This window comes from Herbidospora daliensis (assembly GCF_001570585.1).
Taxonomy (GTDB): domain Bacteria; phylum Actinomycetota; class Actinomycetes; order Streptosporangiales; family Streptosporangiaceae; genus Herbidospora; species Herbidospora daliensis.
This window is the reverse complement of the sequence record NZ_BBXF01000002.1, coordinates 1060466-1077642: the sequence shown is the minus strand read 5'-3', so window position 1 is coordinate 1077642 and position 17177 is coordinate 1060466. Positions and strand designations below refer to the sequence as shown.

Annotated in this window: 19 protein-coding genes; 5 read left to right on the top strand and 14 right to left on the bottom strand. The window is 70.5% G+C overall.

What is annotated here, in order from left to right:
* Positions 1 to 98 precede the first annotated feature (98 nt).
* Positions 99 to 977, top strand: a complete 879-nt coding sequence (locus AW274_RS11470) for an aldo/keto reductase (RefSeq protein ID WP_062431000.1) — start codon at positions 99 to 101, stop codon at positions 975 to 977.
* Here AW274_RS11470 and AW274_RS11465 read toward each other — a convergent pair.
* From AW274_RS11465 to AW274_RS11425, 9 genes are all read right to left on the bottom strand, one after another.
* Positions 967 to 1590: a histidine phosphatase family protein gene (locus AW274_RS11465; RefSeq protein ID WP_062430999.1), complete on the bottom strand. Its 624-nt coding sequence runs from the start codon at positions 1588 to 1590 to the stop codon at positions 967 to 969. The genes AW274_RS11470 and AW274_RS11465 overlap by 11 nt on opposite strands.
* A gap of 39 nt (positions 1591 to 1629) precedes the next feature.
* The gene (locus tag AW274_RS11460; RefSeq protein WP_062430998.1) at positions 1630 to 2550 is read right to left on the bottom strand and encodes a LysR family transcriptional regulator; all 921 of its coding nucleotides are present in this window, start codon (positions 2548 to 2550) and stop codon (positions 1630 to 1632) included.
* Positions 2551 to 2738: 188 nt separating this feature from the next.
* On the bottom strand, positions 2739 to 4031 hold the full coding sequence (gene hemL, locus AW274_RS11455; protein ID WP_062431913.1) for a glutamate-1-semialdehyde 2,1-aminomutase: 1293 nt from the start codon (positions 4029 to 4031) through the stop codon (positions 2739 to 2741).
* An 11-nt stretch (positions 4032 to 4042) separates the two neighbouring features.
* Positions 4043 to 4666: a bifunctional DNA primase/polymerase gene (locus tag AW274_RS11450; RefSeq protein WP_062340556.1), complete on the bottom strand. Its 624-nt coding sequence runs from the start codon at positions 4664 to 4666 to the stop codon at positions 4043 to 4045.
* Between the two features lie 100 nt (positions 4667 to 4766).
* Positions 4767 to 5753: a porphobilinogen synthase gene (gene hemB / locus AW274_RS11445; RefSeq protein ID WP_062430997.1), complete on the bottom strand. Its 987-nt coding sequence runs from the start codon at positions 5751 to 5753 to the stop codon at positions 4767 to 4769.
* Positions 5754 to 5773: 20 nt separating this feature from the next.
* Positions 5774 to 7354: a bifunctional uroporphyrinogen-III C-methyltransferase/uroporphyrinogen-III synthase gene (locus AW274_RS11440; RefSeq protein ID WP_062430996.1), complete on the bottom strand. Its 1581-nt coding sequence runs from the start codon at positions 7352 to 7354 to the stop codon at positions 5774 to 5776.
* Complete coding sequence (hemC, locus tag AW274_RS11435; protein ID WP_269750556.1) at positions 7351 to 8256, bottom strand: hydroxymethylbilane synthase; 906 nt, start codon at positions 8254 to 8256, stop codon at positions 7351 to 7353. The genes AW274_RS11440 and hemC overlap by 4 nt, the downstream gene beginning before the upstream one ends.
* Positions 8253 to 9533, bottom strand: a complete 1281-nt coding sequence (locus AW274_RS11430; RefSeq protein ID WP_062430995.1) for a glutamyl-tRNA reductase — start codon at positions 9531 to 9533, stop codon at positions 8253 to 8255. Before AW274_RS11430 ends, hemC begins: the two co-directional genes overlap by 4 nt.
* Positions 9530 to 10243 carry a redox-sensing transcriptional repressor Rex gene (locus AW274_RS11425; protein ID WP_062430994.1) on the bottom strand — a complete coding sequence of 238 codons (714 nt, stop codon included), beginning with the start codon at positions 10241 to 10243 and terminating at the stop codon, positions 9530 to 9532. Before AW274_RS11425 ends, AW274_RS11430 begins: the two co-directional genes overlap by 4 nt.
* A gap of 157 nt (positions 10244 to 10400) precedes the next feature.
* On the opposite strand from AW274_RS11425, the gene AW274_RS11420 reads away from it, so the two are divergent.
* Positions 10401 to 10640, top strand: a complete 240-nt coding sequence (locus tag AW274_RS11420; RefSeq protein WP_062430993.1) for a glutaredoxin family protein — start codon at positions 10401 to 10403, stop codon at positions 10638 to 10640.
* Here AW274_RS11420 and AW274_RS11415 read toward each other — a convergent pair.
* A complete protein-coding gene (locus AW274_RS11415; RefSeq protein WP_062430992.1) occupies positions 10630 to 12216 on the bottom strand; it encodes a putative quinol monooxygenase in 1587 nt (528 codons plus the stop codon). The genes AW274_RS11420 and AW274_RS11415 overlap by 11 nt on opposite strands.
* A 166-nt stretch (positions 12217 to 12382) precedes the next feature.
* Between AW274_RS11415 and AW274_RS11410 the strand changes: the two genes are divergently transcribed.
* The 3 genes from AW274_RS11410 to AW274_RS11400 all read left to right on the top strand — a co-directional run bounded on the left by AW274_RS11410 (position 12383) and on the right by AW274_RS11400 (position 14713).
* Positions 12383 to 13018, top strand: a complete 636-nt coding sequence (locus tag AW274_RS11410; protein ID WP_062430991.1) for a sigma-70 family RNA polymerase sigma factor — start codon at positions 12383 to 12385, stop codon at positions 13016 to 13018.
* A 105-nt stretch (positions 13019 to 13123) separates the two neighbouring features.
* Positions 13124 to 13789, top strand: a complete 666-nt coding sequence (locus AW274_RS11405) for a DUF5667 domain-containing protein (protein ID WP_062430990.1) — start codon at positions 13124 to 13126, stop codon at positions 13787 to 13789.
* 57 nt (positions 13790 to 13846) lie between these two features.
* Positions 13847 to 14713 (top strand): HAD family hydrolase, encoded by an 867-nt coding sequence (locus AW274_RS11400; protein WP_062430989.1) that lies wholly within the window; start codon positions 13847 to 13849, stop codon positions 14711 to 14713.
* Here the strand turns inward: AW274_RS11400 and AW274_RS11395 are convergent.
* The 4 genes from AW274_RS11395 to AW274_RS11385 form a co-directional block, all read right to left on the bottom strand.
* A complete protein-coding gene (locus AW274_RS11395; protein WP_232320078.1) occupies positions 14710 to 15531 on the bottom strand; it encodes a lysophospholipid acyltransferase family protein in 822 nt (273 codons plus the stop codon). The genes AW274_RS11400 and AW274_RS11395 overlap by 4 nt on opposite strands.
* Positions 15528 to 16514 (bottom strand): NAD-dependent epimerase/dehydratase family protein, encoded by a 987-nt coding sequence (locus AW274_RS11390; RefSeq protein ID WP_439648758.1) that lies wholly within the window; start codon positions 16512 to 16514, stop codon positions 15528 to 15530. The genes AW274_RS11395 and AW274_RS11390 overlap by 4 nt, the downstream gene beginning before the upstream one ends.
* A 29-nt stretch (positions 16515 to 16543) precedes the next feature.
* Entirely contained in the window at positions 16544 to 16642 is a 99-nt protein-coding gene (locus AW274_RS39075; protein WP_018654693.1) for a 30S ribosomal protein bS22, read from the bottom strand.
* 139 nt (positions 16643 to 16781) lie between these two features.
* The gene (locus tag AW274_RS11385) at positions 16782 to 16985 is read right to left on the bottom strand and encodes a helix-turn-helix domain-containing protein (RefSeq protein ID WP_030456159.1); all 204 of its coding nucleotides are present in this window, start codon (positions 16983 to 16985) and stop codon (positions 16782 to 16784) included.
* Positions 16986 to 17177: the final 192 nt, after the last annotated feature.

Genomic DNA, 17177 nt, shown 5'->3' with positions numbered 1-17177 from the left:
CGGTGCCCCGAACGGGAGCCGGGACCGGCGTCCCGACAGCTCGCGCTAGAATGATCGGGACGGATCACGCCTCCTTGCACAGCGGGGAGGCTTTTTTCATGTCTACTTCCACGGCAGAACTGGGCGACCTGACCGTCAACCGCATCGGATTCGGGGCGATGCGCCTGACCGGAAACGTCGCCTTCGGAGCCGGCGTCCCGGCCGACCGCGACCGGTCGATCACGGTGTTGCGGCGGGCGGTCGAGCTCGGGGTCGATCACATCGACACCGCCGCCTTCTATTTCTCACCCCGGCTGTCGGCCAACGAGCTGATCAACCGGGCGCTGTCCCCCTACCCCGACGACCTCGTGATCGCCACGAAGGTGTGGCCGGCGCGGGATCCGTCGGGCGCGTGGTGGTGGGCCACCCCCGAGCAACTGCGCGGTCAGGTCGAGGAGAACCTGCGCCAGCTCGGGCGCGATCATCTCGACGTGGTGAACCTGCGGATCCCGCCGAGCCGCCGCGGCGGTTCGATCGCCGAGCACTTCGGCGCGCTGGCCGGGCTCCGGGACGCCGGGCTCATCCGTCACCTCGGAGTGTCCAACGCGACGGCGGAGCAGCTGGCCGAGGCTCGGGCCATCGCGCCGGTGGTGTGCGTACAGAACCCCTTCGGGATCGGCGCGACGGCGGGAGAGCGAGAGCTGCTGCACCGGTGCGGCGAGCTGGGGATCGCCTTCGTGCCGTTCTTCGCCATCGCGGGGGCCGGGCGGGAGGCGGGAGCGACCTCCGAGGAGCACCCGGAGGTGCTCGCCGTCGCCCGCGCGCACGGGGCGAGCGCCGCACAGGTCAGGCTGGCCTGGACGTTGCAGCAGGGCGACCACGTGCTCGCCATCCCGGGCACCGGGAATCCGCGGCACCTCGAGGAGAACGTCGCCGCCGGAGGGTTGCGGCTGTCCGGCGACGAGATGGCCCGGCTGAACCTGGGGATCAGCCCTTGAGCAGCGCCGCGGCGGGCTCGCTGTAGCCGACGCTGATGAGACGGTCGCCGTCGAAGGTGAAGGAGGTCAGGCTGCACAGGCTGGCCTGGCGGCGGCGCGGGTCGTGCCAGAGGCGTTTGCTCTCGGCGGCCAGCCGCATGATCCAGATCGGCAGCTGGTGGGAGACCAGCAGCGCCTCGTGGCCCCGGGACTCGGCGCGGGCGTCGTCGATCACCGACTTCATGCGGGCCACCACGTCGCGGTAGGCCTCGCCCCACGAGGGGCGGCGCGGGTCGCGGAAGTGCCAGAAGTTGCGGGGGTCGCGGAAGAAGGCGCGGTTGTCACCGGCCACCGGTTTGCCCTCGAAGACGTTCATGGCCTCGGTCAGCCGCTCGTCGAGGACCACGGGGAGTTTCAGCGCCTCGGCGGAGGGGGCGGCGGTCTCCTGGGCCCGCTCCATCGGCGAGCTCCACAGAGTCACGATGTCGCGGTTGGCGATCGACTTGGCCACCATGTCGGCCATCGCCCGGCCGTTGTCCGACAGGTGGAAGCCGGGCAGCCTGCCGTAGAGGACCCCGGTCGGGTTGTAGACCTCACCATGGCGCAACAGGTGAACGACGGTCGTCTCAGTCATGGTGGCGCCAGCCTACTCGGACCACATGACGAGACGGCGTCAGGCGAGCCGAAGGGTGGTTTCCAAATGGGAGCAGACCGTGCGCAGCGCGTCGACGGCGGCCCGGATGGCCGGGCGGCGGGCCGCGTCGGTCCGCCACAGGGCGTAGATGCGCCGGGTCGGCCGGGGCAGGATCGGGATCGCCCTGACCCCCTCGGGCAGCACGCCGCGCCCGAGCCGGGGGATCAGCGCGTGGCCGTGGCCGCCCGCGACCAGCGCGAGCTGGGTCGGATATTCGTCGGCCATGCAGACGATGTCGGGCTCCTTGCCCGCCGACCGCACCAGGAACAGCAGGAAGTCGTGGCAGACCGTGCTCGGCGCCGAGGTGATCCAGCGGTCGTCGGGCAGCTCCGACAGGGAGATCTCACGCCGGTCGGCCAGCGGGTGGTCGGCCGGCACGGCGATGTCGGCGACGTCGTCGAGCAGGGCGGCCCGTGACAGGCCCTCGGGGATGGCCATCGGGCGGTTCAGCCAGTCCTGCACCACCGCCAGGTCGATCTCGCCCCGGGTGACCTCGCGTATCTGCCGTTCGGGCTCGCGCTCCCAGAACAGCATGCCGAGGTCGGGGTGCTGTTCGTTGAGCAGCTTCAGCGCGGCCGGGAAGATGCCGCGCGCGGCCGTCGGGAAGGCCGCGATCGACAACCGCCCGACCACCGCCCCGCGCAGCGCCTCGAAGTCGGCCTCGGCCGTCTCGACCAGGGCGAGGATCTTCTCGGCGTGCTCGGCGAGCAGCCCGGCGGCGTCGGTGAGCTTCACGCCGCGGCCGTTGCGCTCGACGAGCACCGCGCCGGTCTCCTTCTCCAGCTTGGCGAGCTGCTGGGAGATGGCCGAGGGGGTGACCATGAGCGCCTCGGCCGCCGCGCCGACCGAACCGTAGGTGGCGACCGCGTGGAGGGCCTTCAGACGGTGCAAGTCCAACATGTAGTCAGTCTAAAGGGTCGACCCAAGAAAATCTCGCTTGTCCTCAACTATTAAGCGTTGCATGATGAAGACATGCGAATCATCAACAACCTCTTCACGAAGCAGTCCGCCACCGCCCGCGTCTCCTACCTGGAGACCCTGGCCTCCAACGCCCGCCAGTCGCGCGCCAAGAACCGCGCCCGGGTCGCCTAACCGGCAGCCTGGGCCGCGGCCTTGGCCGCGATCGGAAGAGCATCGACGACCTTCGACAGAGCTCCGTCGTCATGGGCCGACGACAGGAACCAGGCCTCGAAGGCCGACGGGGGAAGATAGACGCCCTGGTCGAGCATCGCGTGGAAGAACGCGGTGAACACGGCCGTGTTCTGGGTCTTCGCCGACGCGAAGTCGGTCACCGGCCCCTCGGTGAAGAAGATCGAGAACAGGTTGCCGGCCCGCTGGAGCCGGTGCGCGACGCCTTCGGCCGCGAGAGCGCCGGACACGGCGTCGCCGAGGGTCAGGGCGGCCGCATCGATCCGCGCGTAGACGCCGGCGTCACAGTTGCGCAGCGTCGCCAGACCGGCCGCGCAGGCCAGGGGGTTACCCGACAGGGTGCCCGCCTGGTAGACGGGGCCCTCCGGGGCCAGCCGGGCCATCACGTCGGCCCGTCCGCCGAACGCGGCGGCGGGCAGCCCGCCGCCCATGACCTTGCCGAAGGTCATCAGGTCGGCGTCCACCGGGTCGAGGCCGTACCACCCCTCGGCCGAGACCCGGAAGCCGGTCAGCACCTCGTCGACGATGAGCAGCGCGCCGTTGGCCGCGCAGAGCTCCTTCAGCCGCCGGTTGAACCCCTCGGCGGGCGGCACCACGCCCATGTTGGCCGGGCACGCCTCGGTGATCACCGCGGCGATCTCGTGGAGCGTGAACGCCTCCTCGACCGCCGCCAGGTCGTTGTAGGGCAGCACCAGCGTGTCGGCCGCCGCCGCGCCCGTCACCCCCGGGGTGTCGGGCAGGCCGAACGTCACCACGCCCGACCCGGCCGAGGCCAGCAGCGCGTCGACGTGGCCGTGGTAGCAGCCGGCGAACTTGACGATCTTCGAGCGGCCGGTGAAGCCGCGCGCCAGCCGTACCGCGCTCATGGTGGCCTCGGTGCCCGAGCTGACCAGGCGGATCTTCTCGACCGGCGCGACCCGGGAGACGATCTCCTCGGCCAGCAGCACCTCGCCCTCGGTCGCCGTGCCGAACGAGAACCCGCGGGACATCGCCTCGGTGACCGCCTCGACCACCGCCGGGTGGCGGTGACCCAGGATCATCGGCCCCCACGAGCAGACCAGGTCGACGTAGGTGTTCCCGTCGACGTCGGTGATGCGGGGCCCCTGCCCGGACGCCATGAAGCGGGGCGTGCCCCCCACCGAGTTGAACGCCCGGACCGGCGAGTTGACCCCACCCGGCACGATCTCCTTGGCCCGCGCGAACAGGGCCGCTGATTCATCGGTACGACTCACGGCCACCGAGCCTAGTCGGCGAGCACGTCCAGCACGCGCAGCGGATCGGGCAGCGGACGCCCGTCAGGCGGCCGGAGCCACCGCACGGTCCCCCCGCCGACCAGCGACGACGGCGGCGCCATGACGTAGGAGTCACGGCAGTGCCAGCGCAGCCCCGGGTTCGACTCGATCGTCTCGGGCGCGTGGTCGATCGACGAGGTCCACCACTCGTCCTCGTCTTCGGGGTTGCCGCGCGTGGCCACGAAAAACAGAACCCGGTCGCCGCTCGCGGCAACCGGGCCTGGGGACTCCAGTGTGGTCAGGGCGGACATCCCGAGCTCCGCCGGGACGTCGAACACGTCGAATACGCGTCCGGTGGGCAGGATGACGTTCGCCTCCGGCTCCTGCTCCCACCACCGGGTGAGCTGGGCCGTGTCGGTGGTGGCCTGCATGCGCCAGGCGGGCGAGAGCGGATGGGCGCCCGGATCGGGACAGCCCACACGGTCACATGAGCACGCCCGCTGCCCCTCGCGCAGCGGATGAGCTCCCAGACAGCTCGCCCAGCCCAGCCGGGCGTAGTCGACCACCGCTTCGAGCCGGTGCGGTATTCGGTGCGCGCGGCGTTTCGAACGGCGAGCGAGCGGGACCCCGACCATCAGATGCTGTTCCTCCCCCACAGAGAAAAAACGGGCTGTTGCCCCCGATAATGCCCGGACCGACCGGATCTTCGCAGGGCGACCCCGGGAAAACGGCCGTTCAGCCCAGCCTGCGAGCCACCTCCGTGGCCCAGTAGGTCAGGATCATGTCGGCTCCCGCGCGGCGGATCGCGATCAGCGACTCCATGATCACGCGGTCGCGGTCGATCCAGCCGTTGGCGGCGGCGGCCTCGACCATGGCGTACTCCCCGGAGACCTGGTAGGCGGCCACCGGGACGTCGACCAGCTCTCTGACCTGGTGGATGACGTCGAGGTAGGCCAGGGCGGGCTTGACCATGACGGCGTCGGCGCCCTCGGCCAGGTCGAGCCTGACCTCGCGCAGCGCCTCGCCGATCGGGCCCGCCGGGTCTTGCTGGTAGGCGCTGCGGTCGCCGAACTGGGGGGCGCACTCGGCGGCGTCGCGGAAGGGGCCATAGAACGCGGACGCGTACTTGACCGAGTAGCCCAGGATCGGGATCTCGGCGTGGCCGTCGGCGTCGAGGGCCGCGCGGATCGCGCCGACCTGGCCGTCCATCATGCCGCTGGGCGCGATCACCTGGGCGCCGGCGCGGGCCTGGGCGACCGCCGCGGCGGCGTAGCGCTCCAGGGTCAGGTCGTTGTCGACCTCGCCCGACTCGGTCAGGATGCCGCAGTGGCCGTGGTCGGTGTACTCGTCGAGGCAGGTGTCGGCCATGACCACCAGGTCGTCGCCGAACTCGGCCCTGAGGTCTGTCAGAGCCTTCTGGACGATGCCCTCTGGGTCGTCGGCGCCGGAGCCCCGGCCGTCCTTGACGGCCGGGATGCCGAACAGGATGACGCCGCCCACACCCGCCTCGGCGGCCTCGTGGGCGGCCTTGCGGAGGCTCTCGCGCGTGTGCTGGACGACCCCGGGCATCGACCCGACCGGAGCCGGTTCGGCGATGCCCTCCTTGACGAACATCGGCAGGATCAGCTCGGCCGGGTGGAGCCGGGTCCCGGCCACCATCCGGCGCAGCGGAACGGTCCGGCGCAGCCGTCGTGGGCGGGCGACCGGGAACTCGGCACTCATGCGAAAACCACCTTCTGAGGTCACTTGGGACGTCGCCGGGCACCCCTTCGGGTCTGCGAGGGGCGGCGTGGGATCTCGCCGGCGGAGACGGCCGCCTGGCGCTGCTTGGCACCATACTCCGCCAGTGCGGCGGCCAGCGCGGAGGCCGACGGTTTGTCGGCCATGACGTCGACCCGCAGGTTGAACTCCTCGGCCGTCTTGGCGGTCTGCGGCCCGATGACCGCGATCACCGTGACGTTGTGCGGCTTGCCGGCGATGCCGACGAGGTTGCGTACCGTCGAGGACGAGGTGAACAGGACGGCGTCGAAGCCGCCGCTCTTGATCGCGTTGCGGATCTCCTCGGGCGGCGGCGCGGCCCGGACGGTCCGGTAGGCCGTCACGTCGTCGCACTCCCAGCCGAGCTCGGTCAGGCCCGCCACCAGGGTGTCGGTGGCGATGTCGGCCCTCGGGAGCAGCACCCGGTTGATCGGGTCGAGCATCGAGTCGTAGGGCGGCCACTCCTCCAGCAGCCCCTCGGACGACTGCTCGCCCGTCGGCAGCAGGTCGGGCTTGACCCCGAACTCGACCAGGGACTGGGCGGTCGCCTCGCCGACGGCGGCCACCTTCAGCCCGGCGAACGCGCGGGCGTCGAGGCCGTATTCGTCGAACTTCTCGCGCACCGCCTTGACCGCGTTGGCGCTGGTGAAGGCCACCCACTCGTAGCGGCCGGTGACCAGGCCCTTGATGGCGCGGTCCATCTGCTGGGGTGTGCGCGGCGGCTCGACGGAGATCGTCGGTACCTCTTCCGGCACCGCGCCGTAGCTGCGCAGCTGCTCCGAAAGGCCCGCGGCCTGCTCTTTGGTACGCGGCACGAGAACGCGCCAGCCGAAGAGCGGCTTGGTCTCGAACCACGAGTGCTTCTCACGCTGGCCGACGGCGTCGCCGACCACGATGAGGGCCGGTTCGGTCATGCCCGCGTGCTTCAGGTCGGGCCCGAGACGGCCCAGCGAGGAGACCACGGTGTACTGCTCGGTGGTGGTGCCGTCGCTGGTCACCGCGACCGGGGTGTAGTCGGGCAGGCCCGCGGCGATCAGCGCCTTGCCGATCGCGGGCGCCTCGGCGACCCCGTTGTAGATCACCAGCGTGCCCTCGACCGAGGCGTGCTTGGACCAGTCGTCGATCTGGCTCGCGTCGACGATCCGGAACTCCGGCCCGGACGACGCCGGCGGGATGCCCGCGTAGGTCAGCACCGCCGTCGCCGGCGGCACGCCGGGCACGATCTCGAAGTCGACCTCGTCCTGCGAACAGGCCGCGACCTCGTCGGACACCGACGAGAAGAACGACGGGTCACCCGGGCACACCCGGACGACCAGCTTCCCGGCCTTGGCCGCGCCGACCGCCCCGGCGAGCGCGTCGGGGTCGGCCGCGACGTCGCGCACGTCGACGCCGGCCCGGCAGTGCCGCAGCAGCGGGCCGTACGATTCGCGGTCGAGGACCACGACGTCGGCCTTGGACAACAGATCGGCGCCCCGGAGCGTCAGCAGGTTCTCGTCACCGGGACCAGCTCCTACGAAGGCGACGAAGCCGCCGATGCCATGCTCATGATGCTCTGATGTGGTCAATGGGCCTGCTCTCCCATCAATTGCCCGGCCCCCTCCGCGATCATGGTGGCCGCGAGCTCCCGCCCGAGTTCCATGGCCGAGGAGATGGGTCCGGTGGTGGACTTCCGCACCGCCGCGGCGCCGTCGATGGACACCACGGTGGCGGTCAGGGTGAGCACATGGCCGTCATCGACGGCGAAGGCGCCGACGGGGGCCGAACAGCCCGCCTCCAGCGCCGCGAGGACCGCACGCTCGGCGATGACGGCGTCGCGGGTGCGCGCGTCGTCGAGCGTGCTCAGAAGCTCGATCAGGTCGGGCCGGTCGGCCCGGCACTCCACCGCGAGCGCGCCCTGGCCGGGGGCCGGCAGCATCTCGTCGGTGTCGAAGAGGCAGGCGATCTCGTCGTCGCGCCGGAGCCGGGCGAGGCCGGCGGCGGCCAGCACGACGCCGTCGAGCTCGCCGGAGGTCACCTTGCCGATCCGGGTGTCGGCGTTGCCGCGGATCGGGACGTAGTCGAGGTCGGGACGCAGCAGCCGCAGCTGCGCGATGCGCCGGGGCGAGCCGGTGCCGACGCGGGAGCCGGGCGCCAGATCGGCCAGCTTGCGGGAGCCGACGAGCGCGTCGCGCGGGTCGTCGCGCAGCGGGATCGCGGCCAGGACCAGCCGGGGGTCGGGGGTGGTCGGCAGGTCCTTCAGCGAGTGGACCGCGAAGTCGATCTCGTCGGCGGCCAGCTTCTCGCGCAGCTCGCTGACGAACACGCCGGTACCGCCGAGCTGGGAGAGCTGTGCCTTGGAGACGTCGCCGAAGGTGGTGATCCCGACGAGGTCGACGCCGCGGCCGGTGAGCTCGGTCAGCCGGTCCGCCACCTGCTGCGACTGCGTGGTCGCCATCAGGCTCTTGCGGGTGCCCAGCCTCAGGTTCACTGCTCGATCTCCATCCGGGAAACGGCGTCGGGCGCCTTCGGGTCCAGGTTGAACAGCTCGCGCAGCGCCTCCGCATAATGATCGCCTGCCGGAGACGCGGCGAGCTGTTTGACACGCACAGTCGGCTCGTGGAGCAGTTTGTCTACCACCCGGCGGACCGCCTGTGCCACTTCGTCTCGCTGACGCTCGTCGAGGTCGGGCATGCGGGAGTGGAGCCGGCCGAGTTCCGACTCGACCACCTGGGCCGCGCGACTGCGCAGCGCCACCACAGTAGGCGTCACCTTGGCCGCGCGGGCGGAGTTGAGATAAGCGGTGACCTCGTCGGCCACGATCCGGCGTACGGCCGCGATGTCGGCGGCCCGGCCGCCGTCGGACCCGGCGCCCGACTGCTGCATGTCCTCTAGGTCGACCAGGGTGACCAGGGGCAGCGCCCTGACGGCGGTGTCGACGTCGTGGGGCAGCGCGAGGTCGAGCAGGAACAGCGGGACCTCGCGGGGCGGGATCATCTCAGGGGTGATCACGCGGGTGCCCGCGCCGACGCAGGAGACGACCAGGTCGGCGGTGGCGAGCTCGGCGGCGACCTGCGACAGCGGCACGGCCCGGCCGCCGACGGTCTCGGCCAGCCGCTCGGCCCGTTCGAAGGTCCGGTTGGCGATGACGATCTCGGTGACGCCCGCCCGCGCGAGGGTCGCCGCGGTCAGCGCGCTCATCGAGCCCGCCCCGACGACCAGCGCCCGGCGGCCCTCGATGGGCCCGATCACGGTCTCGGCCAGCGTGACGCCCACGCCGATCAGCGAGGCGCCCGCGCGGTCGATGCCGGTCTCGCTGTGGGAGCGCTTGCCGACCCGCAGGGCGTGCTGGACCAGCTCGTTGAGGATCGAGCCGACGGCGTCTTCTTGCTGGGCCAGGCGCAGCGCGGCCCGGATCTGGCCGAGGATCTGGCCCTCGCCGACCACCATCGAGTCGAGCCCGGAGGCCACCGACATGAGGTGGTGGACGGCCTGGTCTTCGTAGTGGACGTACAGATGCGGAGCCAGGTCGGCCCCCGCGTGGCGGTCGAGCAGCGTGGTGATCGCCGACAACCCGCCGTGGAACCGGTCGACCTCGGCGTAGACCTCGACCCGGTTGCACGTGGAGACCACCATGGCCTCGGCGACGTGGGCGTCCTGCCGCACGTCGTGGAGGAGTTTCACCAGGGCGTCGCCGGAGATCGTCACCTGTTCGAGCACCGAGACCGGTGCGCTCCGGTGGCTCAGCCCCACGATCAGCAGACTCATGAGACCTCCCCCGCCCATTCCTCGCCCATGATCTCGTCGACCACAGCGGGCCCCCCATTCACCTTGCGCTGCTCGTGGAACGCGAGGATCTGCAGTTCGATGGACAGATCGACCTTGCGGACGTCGACGCCCGCAGGAACCGTGAGCACGACGGGGGCGAAGTTCAAGATACTCGTCACTCCGGACGCGATGACCCGGTCGCAGACCGCCTGCGCGGCGGTCGCCGGAGTCGCGATGACCACGATCGACACCCCCCGCTTGGCGATCACCGATTCCAGTTCGTCGCTGTGCTCCACGACGAGCCCGGCGATGTGGTCGCCCACGACCTCCGGGTCGGCGTCGAGCAGCCCGGCCACCCGGAACCCCCGGGAGACGAACCCGCCGTAGTTGGCGAGGGCCCGGCCCAGGTTTCCGACTCCGACGATCGCGACCGCCCAGTCCTGGGTCAGGCCGAGTTCGCGGGAGATCTGGTAGATGAGGTACTGAACGTCATAGCCGACGCCCCGTGTTCCATAAGATCCCAGATGCGACAGATCTTTGCGGAGTTTGGCGGAATTGACCCCCGCCGCCACCGCAAGATCCTCGGAACTGACTGTGGCTACGGCCCGCTCGGCCAAACCGTTCAACGCGCGCAGGTAGAGCGGCAGCCGGGCGACGGTCGCGTCGGGGATGCCGCGTTCACGCGGTTGTTGCGGGGTTCGGCGGATCACAGGCCGGCACTCCTGAGGGGGAATCGGTTTCGGGGCCGCTTTCCAGGTTAGTGCCTTTGTGAAGTGATGCACAAAGTCGAGCGACCCCCTTGTCGTGCTCCCTTCCAGGGTGTCAGGAGCGGCCGCCGGTCCCGAATCCGCCCCATACGGTAGGCATATGGCTCACCGCATCACCCTGCTCGGCAAACCCGGCTGCCACCTGTGCGACGACGCCCGCGCCGTCATCGAGCGCGTGGCCGCCGAAACCGGCGTCGAATGGGACGAACGCGACATCACTCAGGACCCCGCCGACCTGGCGAAATACTGGGAGATGATTCCCGTCACACTCGTCGACGGCGTGCAGCACGACTACTGGCGGGTCGACGAGAACCGGCTGCGCCAGGCCCTCAGATCTTGAACGTCGTGGGCAACGGCACGACCTTCGCGGCGTTGACCGTGAGTTCGATCACATTCGTGGCCAGCACCAGCGGCTGACGCTCGGTGGAGAACCGCTCCATGTGGGCCTGCCGCTGGTGGTCGTGGAAGGCCGTCTGGTCGCGGTAGAGCTCGTAGACCAGCCGCTGGAGCGGGGCCGACTTCACGCCGTGGCAGACGAACAGGAGCGTGTCGGGCTCGTTGCGGAGCACCTGCTCGACGGTGTCCTCGGCGAGCTTGTCGAAGGCTTCGCCGGCGCCGTCCATCAGGGTGAAGACGGTCAGCATGCCGTAGATCGTGGGTGAGGGCCGGACCGATCCGGTCGCCGTCACCGGGACCTGCGCCGCGGCCATCGACTGGGCGGCCTGCACCTGGCCCGGGTAGAGCACCCCGGTGTTCGGCATCTGGAACTCGGTCGAGGCCGTCGGGGGCGGCACCGGCATGCCGTATTCGGGGGCCTGGGGGTTGTAGGCGTCGGCGGCCATGAAGGTGCCGGTCGCCGGGGCGCCGTAGTCGGGGGGCAGCGGCGGCTGGGGCGGCTGCTGCTGCGGCGGCGGGGGCTGCATGCGGGAGGCGTAGTCGAAGCCGCCGCCCTGCGGTTCCCCGGCGCGGTATTCGGCGACCAGGTCGCCGAGGCCCGAGCGGGGGGCCGGCGGGACCGCCGGTTGCGGACCGGTGGTGGGCATCGGCGGGCCGCCCATGGGGGCGCTCATCGGGCTGCTCATCGGGCCGCCCATCGCGCCCGTCATGGGGTTGGCGGCCGGCTGCTGCTGCAGGCCGGCCACGCGGCGGCCGAGGCTCTGCTCCTGCCAGACCGGCTGCTGGGGCTGCACCGGCATCGGACCGCTCGGCGGGCCCTGCTGCGGCGCCGCCGCCGGTTCGTCTTCGTCGTCGTAGGGGGCGAGGGGGCGGTTGACGGCGTACCAGAGGCCGCCGGGGATCGCGGCCAGCAGCGCCGCCACGAAGATGCCCTGCACCAGGAAGAGCTGGGAGCCGATCGCGGCCATGCCGATGGGGGCCAGCACGACGGTGGCGTTCATGTTGTCGGCGTCGTAGTCGTCGCCCGACCGCATCCGGATCAGCGCGACGATCAGCGCGACGAAGAGGATCACCAGGTCGAGCACGTGGACGCCGCGCAGCAACCACTCGGGCGGGATGTCCCACTTGTCGCTGGCGATCGGCAGCGTCTTGTTGAAGCCGCTCTGCACCGGGTCGAGGGTCATGATGACCGCGCCGACGAAGCTCAGGCCGCCGGCCAGGAGCCAGCCGCCGAGCCGGGCGGAACGTGACTCCGCGAGCAGCTGGATCAGTCCACCGGCCAGCCACAACGGCGCCAGCAGCGCGCCGCCGATCTGGAACACGCGGAAGGTCAGGGGGCCGAACCCGAGAAGGGTGCCGACGGCGATCGCGCCGAGCCCGAGGCACACCGCGACCGTGGTGATCGCCCACGCCACGAGCCAGCCGGAGGACTCCTCACGGATCCGCCCGACCAGGACGCCTGTGGTGACCGCGGCGAGGATCGCCCCCGCGAACGCGATGACTGCGACAACGAGTTCCATGACGGACCAACTCTATGGCCTGTCCCTGTCCACACGCCCAGCCAGCGGGACCCGTCGGAAGCGTCCGTTACGGAAGGGATTACAGAGACGGTCGTCATTGTGTAATTTGTGGGAGATTTCTAGAGTGGCGAGCACGCCGACTTCCCCTCTCCCATGGGATATCCGGATGCTGAACAGTTGGTCGTTAGCCGGGCTGGCCCCTTCGGTCACCTCTGGAGCGTTGCAGTCAGCGCCCGAGGCGGTCTCGCCCGAGTTCGACGAGATGCGCACGCTGGTGCTGCGCGCCAAGACGGGCGACACCGAGGCCTTCGGGCAGCTCTACGACCGGTACGTCGACCTCGTCTACCGGTACGTCTTCTTCCGCGTGGGCTCCCACCCCCTCGCCGAAGACCTGACGAGCGACACGTTCCTGCGCGCGCTGCGCAACATCTCCGACTTCACCTGGCAGGGCCGCGACTTCGGCGCCTGGCTCGTGACCATCGCCCGCAACCTGATCACCGACCACTACAAGTCGGGCCGCAGCCGCCTTGAGGTGTCCACGGCCGAGGTCCTCGACACCCCGCTCGACGGCCCCCACATCCCCGAGAACGCCGCGATCACCAACATGGTGAACGAGCACGTCATGCGCGCCGTCCAGCAGCTCGGCCCCGAGCAGCAGGAGTGCGTGATCATGCGTTTCCTGTACGGCATGTCGCTCGCCGAGACCGCCGCCGCGATGGGCAAGAAGAGCGGCGCGATCAAGGCCCTCCAGTTCCGGGCCATCAAGGCGCTGGCCAGGTCGCTGCCGAAAGATCTCAGTTGAGAAACGCCCCGTAACCACTCCGACGCGTCGTCGTTGGTCCATTCGCAGGGGTGGGTGGATCTTCGAGCGGGAGCTCTGGCGATGGGGTGGTGGCGTCTTCCGCGTATGCGGCGTGCCGCGCGCGTCGCCGCCCGGCTCGAGGAGCTCGGCCGCCGTGAGGCCGCAGGTCACGAGGGCGCCGGTCCCCGGGCCGAGTTCCGCGAGGGGCTGCGGGCCGAGTTGCTGCGTACACATCAGGAAGAACGCGCCGCGCCGCGGCGCCCCGGGCCGGCCCACGCCCGGCCGCGCATCCGGCGCATCCCCCTGCTGGTGCGGCTGCGCCCCTGGCTGGCGCTCGGCGCCATGGTCACGGCGACCATGTCGGTGGCGGCCGTCACCTATTCCTCCGGTCCCGGCGAGGTGCTCTACCCGCTGAAGCGGGCGGCCGAGTCGACGCTGCTGACCCTCACCCGGGGCGAGGCCGAGCGCGCCGACCGGCAGATGACGGTGGCCCGCTCGCGCGCCGCCGAGGCGGCCGAGCTGCTGAAGGCCGCCACGCCCGACCGCGCCGAACTGATCGAGCAGACCCTTGAGGACATGGACAGCACCACGCGGCTCGCGCTGGAGAAGGTGAAACAGCCGACCAAGCCGCCCGCGAAGGTGCGCCGGTTCGCCCGGGAGCAGAAGAAGGTCGTCGAGAAGATGGTGCCGAAGCTCGACGCCGAGAACCGCGAGATCGCGACCGAGTACCTGAGCCTCATCGACGGGTACGCGGGCCCCGCCGGCAACTAGCGCTGTTCACGCGCGGGCAACCGGCCGACGGGAGCTCAACGGTTAAGCTCGGAGGTTATGAAGCGGCTACTGAGACGGCGCGAAGCGGCGGAACTCGCGGGCGAGGTGGCCGCCGCCGCCGCGTTGCCGGCCCCGAGCGCCGAGCCCGATCCGACGGCCGCCGCGTTCTTCGACGTCGACAACACCATGGTCCGCGGGGCCTCGATCTACCACTTCGCCCGAGGGCTGGCCGCCCGGGGCCTGTTCACCACCGGCGACCTGGTCAAGTTCGCCGTCGGGCAGGCGATGTTCCGGGTCCGCGGCAACGAGAACCCCGACCACGTCGCCAAGGCCAAGGAGATGGCGCTGGCGTTCGTCGCCGGGCTGAAGGTCGACGAGGTCGTGCTGCTCGGCGAGGAGATCTACGACGAGGTGATGGCCGACCGCATCTGGTCGGGCACCCGCGCGCTGGCCCAGGCCCACCTCGACGCGGGTCAGCGGGTGTGGCTGGTCACCGCGACGCCGGTGGAGCTCGCCCACGTGATCGCCCGCCGTCTCGGCCTGACCGGCGCGCTCGGCACCGTCTCCGAGACCGAAGACGGCGCCTACACCGGCCACCTGGTGGGCGATTTACTGCACGGCCCAGCCAAGGCCGAAGCCGTCAGGGCGCTGGCCCGGCGTGAGGGGCTCGACCTGACCCGCTGCTCGGCCTACAGCGACTCGGCCAACGACCTGCCCATGTTGTCGCTGGTCGGCCACCCCTACGCGATCAACCCCGACACCGAGCTGCGCGAGCACGCCCGGCAGCGGGGCTGGCAGGTGCGCGACTTCCGCACCACCCGCAAGGCGACCATGATCGGGTTGCCCATCGCGGCGACGGCCGGCGCGGTCGCGGGCGGCGTGGCGGCGGGGCTGGCCCTGCGCCGCCACTACAAGAAGCGTTAGAGGAAGAACGCCGGTCCGCGGCGCAGCCGCAGCGCGTTGAGCGAGCGCTGGATCGTCTCGCGGACCTGGTCGGTGAGCTCGAAGACCACCATCGGGTCGTCGGCCTCGGCGGGGTCGACCTCGTCCGACCTGATCGGCTCGCCGAACTCGATGAGCCACTTCGACGGCAGCGGCACCAGTCCGAGCGGGCCGAACCACGGGAACAGCGGCGTGATCGGCAGGTAGGGCAGGCCGAGCAGCCGGGCCAGCGGCCGCAGGTCGCCGATCTTCGGGTAGATCTCCTCGGCCCCGACGATCGAGCACGGCACGATCGGCACCCCGGCCCTGATCGCGGAGGCGACGAACCCGCCCCGGCCGAACCGCTGGAGCCTGTAGCGCTGCGACCACGGTTTGCCGATGCCCTTGAAGCCCTCGGGGAAGACCCCGACGAGCTCGCCCTTGCGCAACAGCCGGTCGGCGTCTTCCTTGCAGGCCAGGGTGTGGCCGGTCTTGCGCGACAGGTGGCCGAGCAGCGGCAGCCGGTGGACGAGGTCGGCGCCGAGCAGCCGGACCGCCCGCCCGGCCTCGTCGTGGAGGGCGACCTGCAACATGAGGGCGTCGACCGGGAGGGTGCCCGAGTGGTTGGCGACCACGAGCGCGCCGTCGGGCGGCAGGTTGTGCAGGCCGATGGTCTCGACGCGGAACCAGTGGCGGTAGAGCGGGCGCAGCAGTTCGAGGAGCACCTTGTCGTTGAGCTCGGCGTCGTAGCCGAACTCGTCGACCTCGTAGCGGCCCGAGATGCGGCGGGCGGCGAAGGTCAGGAGTTCCTCGGCGTTCACCGTGCGCTCCGGGTCTGCAGGAAGTCGTCGAAGGCTGAGGCGGTGGTGAACTTGGGCACCCAGCCGAACTCGTCGGCGAGCCTGGCCGAGTCGACCACCCGGCCGTGGCTCATCAGGGCCAGCTGGTCGGGGGTGAAGTCCATCCGCCCGACCGCGCGGGCGCCTTCGCCCAGGAACCGGAACGCCGGGGCGGGCACCGGCACGAAGAAGCGCCCGGCCCGCCGCAGGCACTGCGAGAGCAGCAGCACGCCGTCGCCCGCGACGTTGAAGACGCCGGGATGATCGTCGAGCGCGGCCCGCCGGAGCACCTCGACCCCGTCGTCTTCATGGACGAACTGGAGCCGGGGGTCGAAACCGAGCACGGTCGGCAGCAGCGGCGCCCGGAAGTAGCGCGTCAACGGGGAGTCGACCTTGGGCCCGATGAAGTTGGCGAACCGCAGGGTCGTCGTCACCACGTCGGGCCGCCGCCGGGCATAGCCGCGGACGTAGCCCTCGACCTCGGAGGCGTCCTTGCCGTAACCGGTGTGGGGAACCTCCACCGGCTCGCTGTCTTCGGTGAAGACGGCGGGATCGGTGGGCGAGGAGCCGTAGACGGCCGTGGTGGAACGTACGACGACCCGGCGCACGGTCTCGGAGCGCTGGCAGGCCGCGAGCAACTGCATCGTGCCGATGACGTTGTGCTCTTTCATCGCCGGACGACTGCCGGCCGGCCCGCTCATCAGGCTCATGTGGACGACCGTGTCGATGTCGGCCGCCGCGATGACCTGGGCGATGTCGGGGCTGCGCAGGTCGACGCGGACGAACTCGACGCGGCCCAGGGGATTGAGTTGGGCGCCGCCATCACGCGTAAGCGACGTCGGCGGCACCGTGTCGACTCCGATGACCCGGCTGATGGCCGGGTCGGCTGCGAGGACGCTCGCCAGCCGAGCGCCGATGTGCCGGGATATCCCGGTGACCAGGACAGTCCGGGTCACGGGACTCATAGACTCTTCCTCGCAGGGACCGCGCTGGGCTACTTCTTGTTACGCCGCTGGATGCGGGTCTTCTTGAGCAGCTTGCGGTGCTTCTTCTTGGCCATGCGCTTGCGGCGCTTCTTGATCACAGAGCCCACGGGACCCCCAGGTGAAGATAGACGTCGTACCGGTGCGCGAGCGCACACCGGCACAACAGCCTACCGGCGATCCATGGTTGATCGTTCCCCTGGGGGGAACCCGTGTTGCCCTTGGTATCGCTAGTCGCTACAGGTCACTTCATCCAGCCTCGATGAAAGCGTCCCTCAGATAGTCGTGCACCGCCTGTTCGGGCACTCTGAAGGACCGGCCTACCCTGATGGCCGGCAACTCGCCCGAGTGCACGAGCCGGTACACCGTCATCTTGGACACCCGCATGACGGTGGCCACTTCTGCCACCGTCAGGAACTTCACCTCGCTGAGAGGTCTTTCGCCTGCACCCATCGGACGCCTCTTCCGCACGTGTTTCCGGGTTATCCCCACTGGTGCCATTGCTCACGCACGTGTACTGCTGTCAGCGTAAGTCGGGACTTCACAGAGGCAAACCCCCCATTTCATCAGCCATCGGGGGATCTTGCCCGAGAAACACCGAAAAACGCTGGCCAGCAGCCGGACCGTGCCCCTCGCCTTGATCTT

Excerpts from the sequence above, each read along its gene's own strand:
- AW274_RS11415 (WP_062430992.1), bottom strand. The coding sequence starts at position 12,216 with ATGGAACTCGTTGTCGCAGTCATCGCGTTCGCGGGGGCGATCCTCGCC.
- AW274_RS11400 (WP_062430989.1), top strand. The coding sequence starts at position 13,847 with ATGAAGCGGCTACTGAGACGGCGCGAAGCGGCGGAACTCGCGGGCGAG.
- AW274_RS11420 (WP_062430993.1), top strand. The coding sequence starts at position 10,401 with ATGGCTCACCGCATCACCCTGCTCGGCAAACCCGGCTGCCACCTGTGC.
- AW274_RS11465 (WP_062430999.1), bottom strand. The coding sequence starts at position 1,590 with ATGACTGAGACGACCGTCGTTCACCTGTTGCGCCATGGTGAGGTCTAC.
- AW274_RS11385 (WP_030456159.1), bottom strand. The coding sequence starts at position 16,985 with ATGGGTGCAGGCGAAAGACCTCTCAGCGAGGTGAAGTTCCTGACGGTG.
- AW274_RS11410 (WP_062430991.1), top strand. The coding sequence starts at position 12,383 with ATGCTGAACAGTTGGTCGTTAGCCGGGCTGGCCCCTTCGGTCACCTCT.
- AW274_RS11390 (WP_439648758.1), bottom strand. The coding sequence starts at position 16,514 with ATGAGTCCCGTGACCCGGACTGTCCTGGTCACCGGGATATCCCGGCAC.
- AW274_RS11460 (WP_062430998.1), bottom strand. The coding sequence starts at position 2,550 with ATGTTGGACTTGCACCGTCTGAAGGCCCTCCACGCGGTCGCCACCTAC.
- AW274_RS11470 (WP_062431000.1), top strand. The coding sequence starts at position 99 with ATGTCTACTTCCACGGCAGAACTGGGCGACCTGACCGTCAACCGCATC.
- AW274_RS11450 (WP_062340556.1), bottom strand. The coding sequence starts at position 4,666 with ATGGTCGGGGTCCCGCTCGCTCGCCGTTCGAAACGCCGCGCGCACCGA.
- hemB (WP_062430997.1), bottom strand. The coding sequence starts at position 5,753 with ATGAGTGCCGAGTTCCCGGTCGCCCGCCCACGACGGCTGCGCCGGACC.
- AW274_RS11430 (WP_062430995.1), bottom strand. The coding sequence starts at position 9,533 with ATGAGTCTGCTGATCGTGGGGCTGAGCCACCGGAGCGCACCGGTCTCG.
- AW274_RS11405 (WP_062430990.1), top strand. The coding sequence starts at position 13,124 with ATGCGGCGTGCCGCGCGCGTCGCCGCCCGGCTCGAGGAGCTCGGCCGC.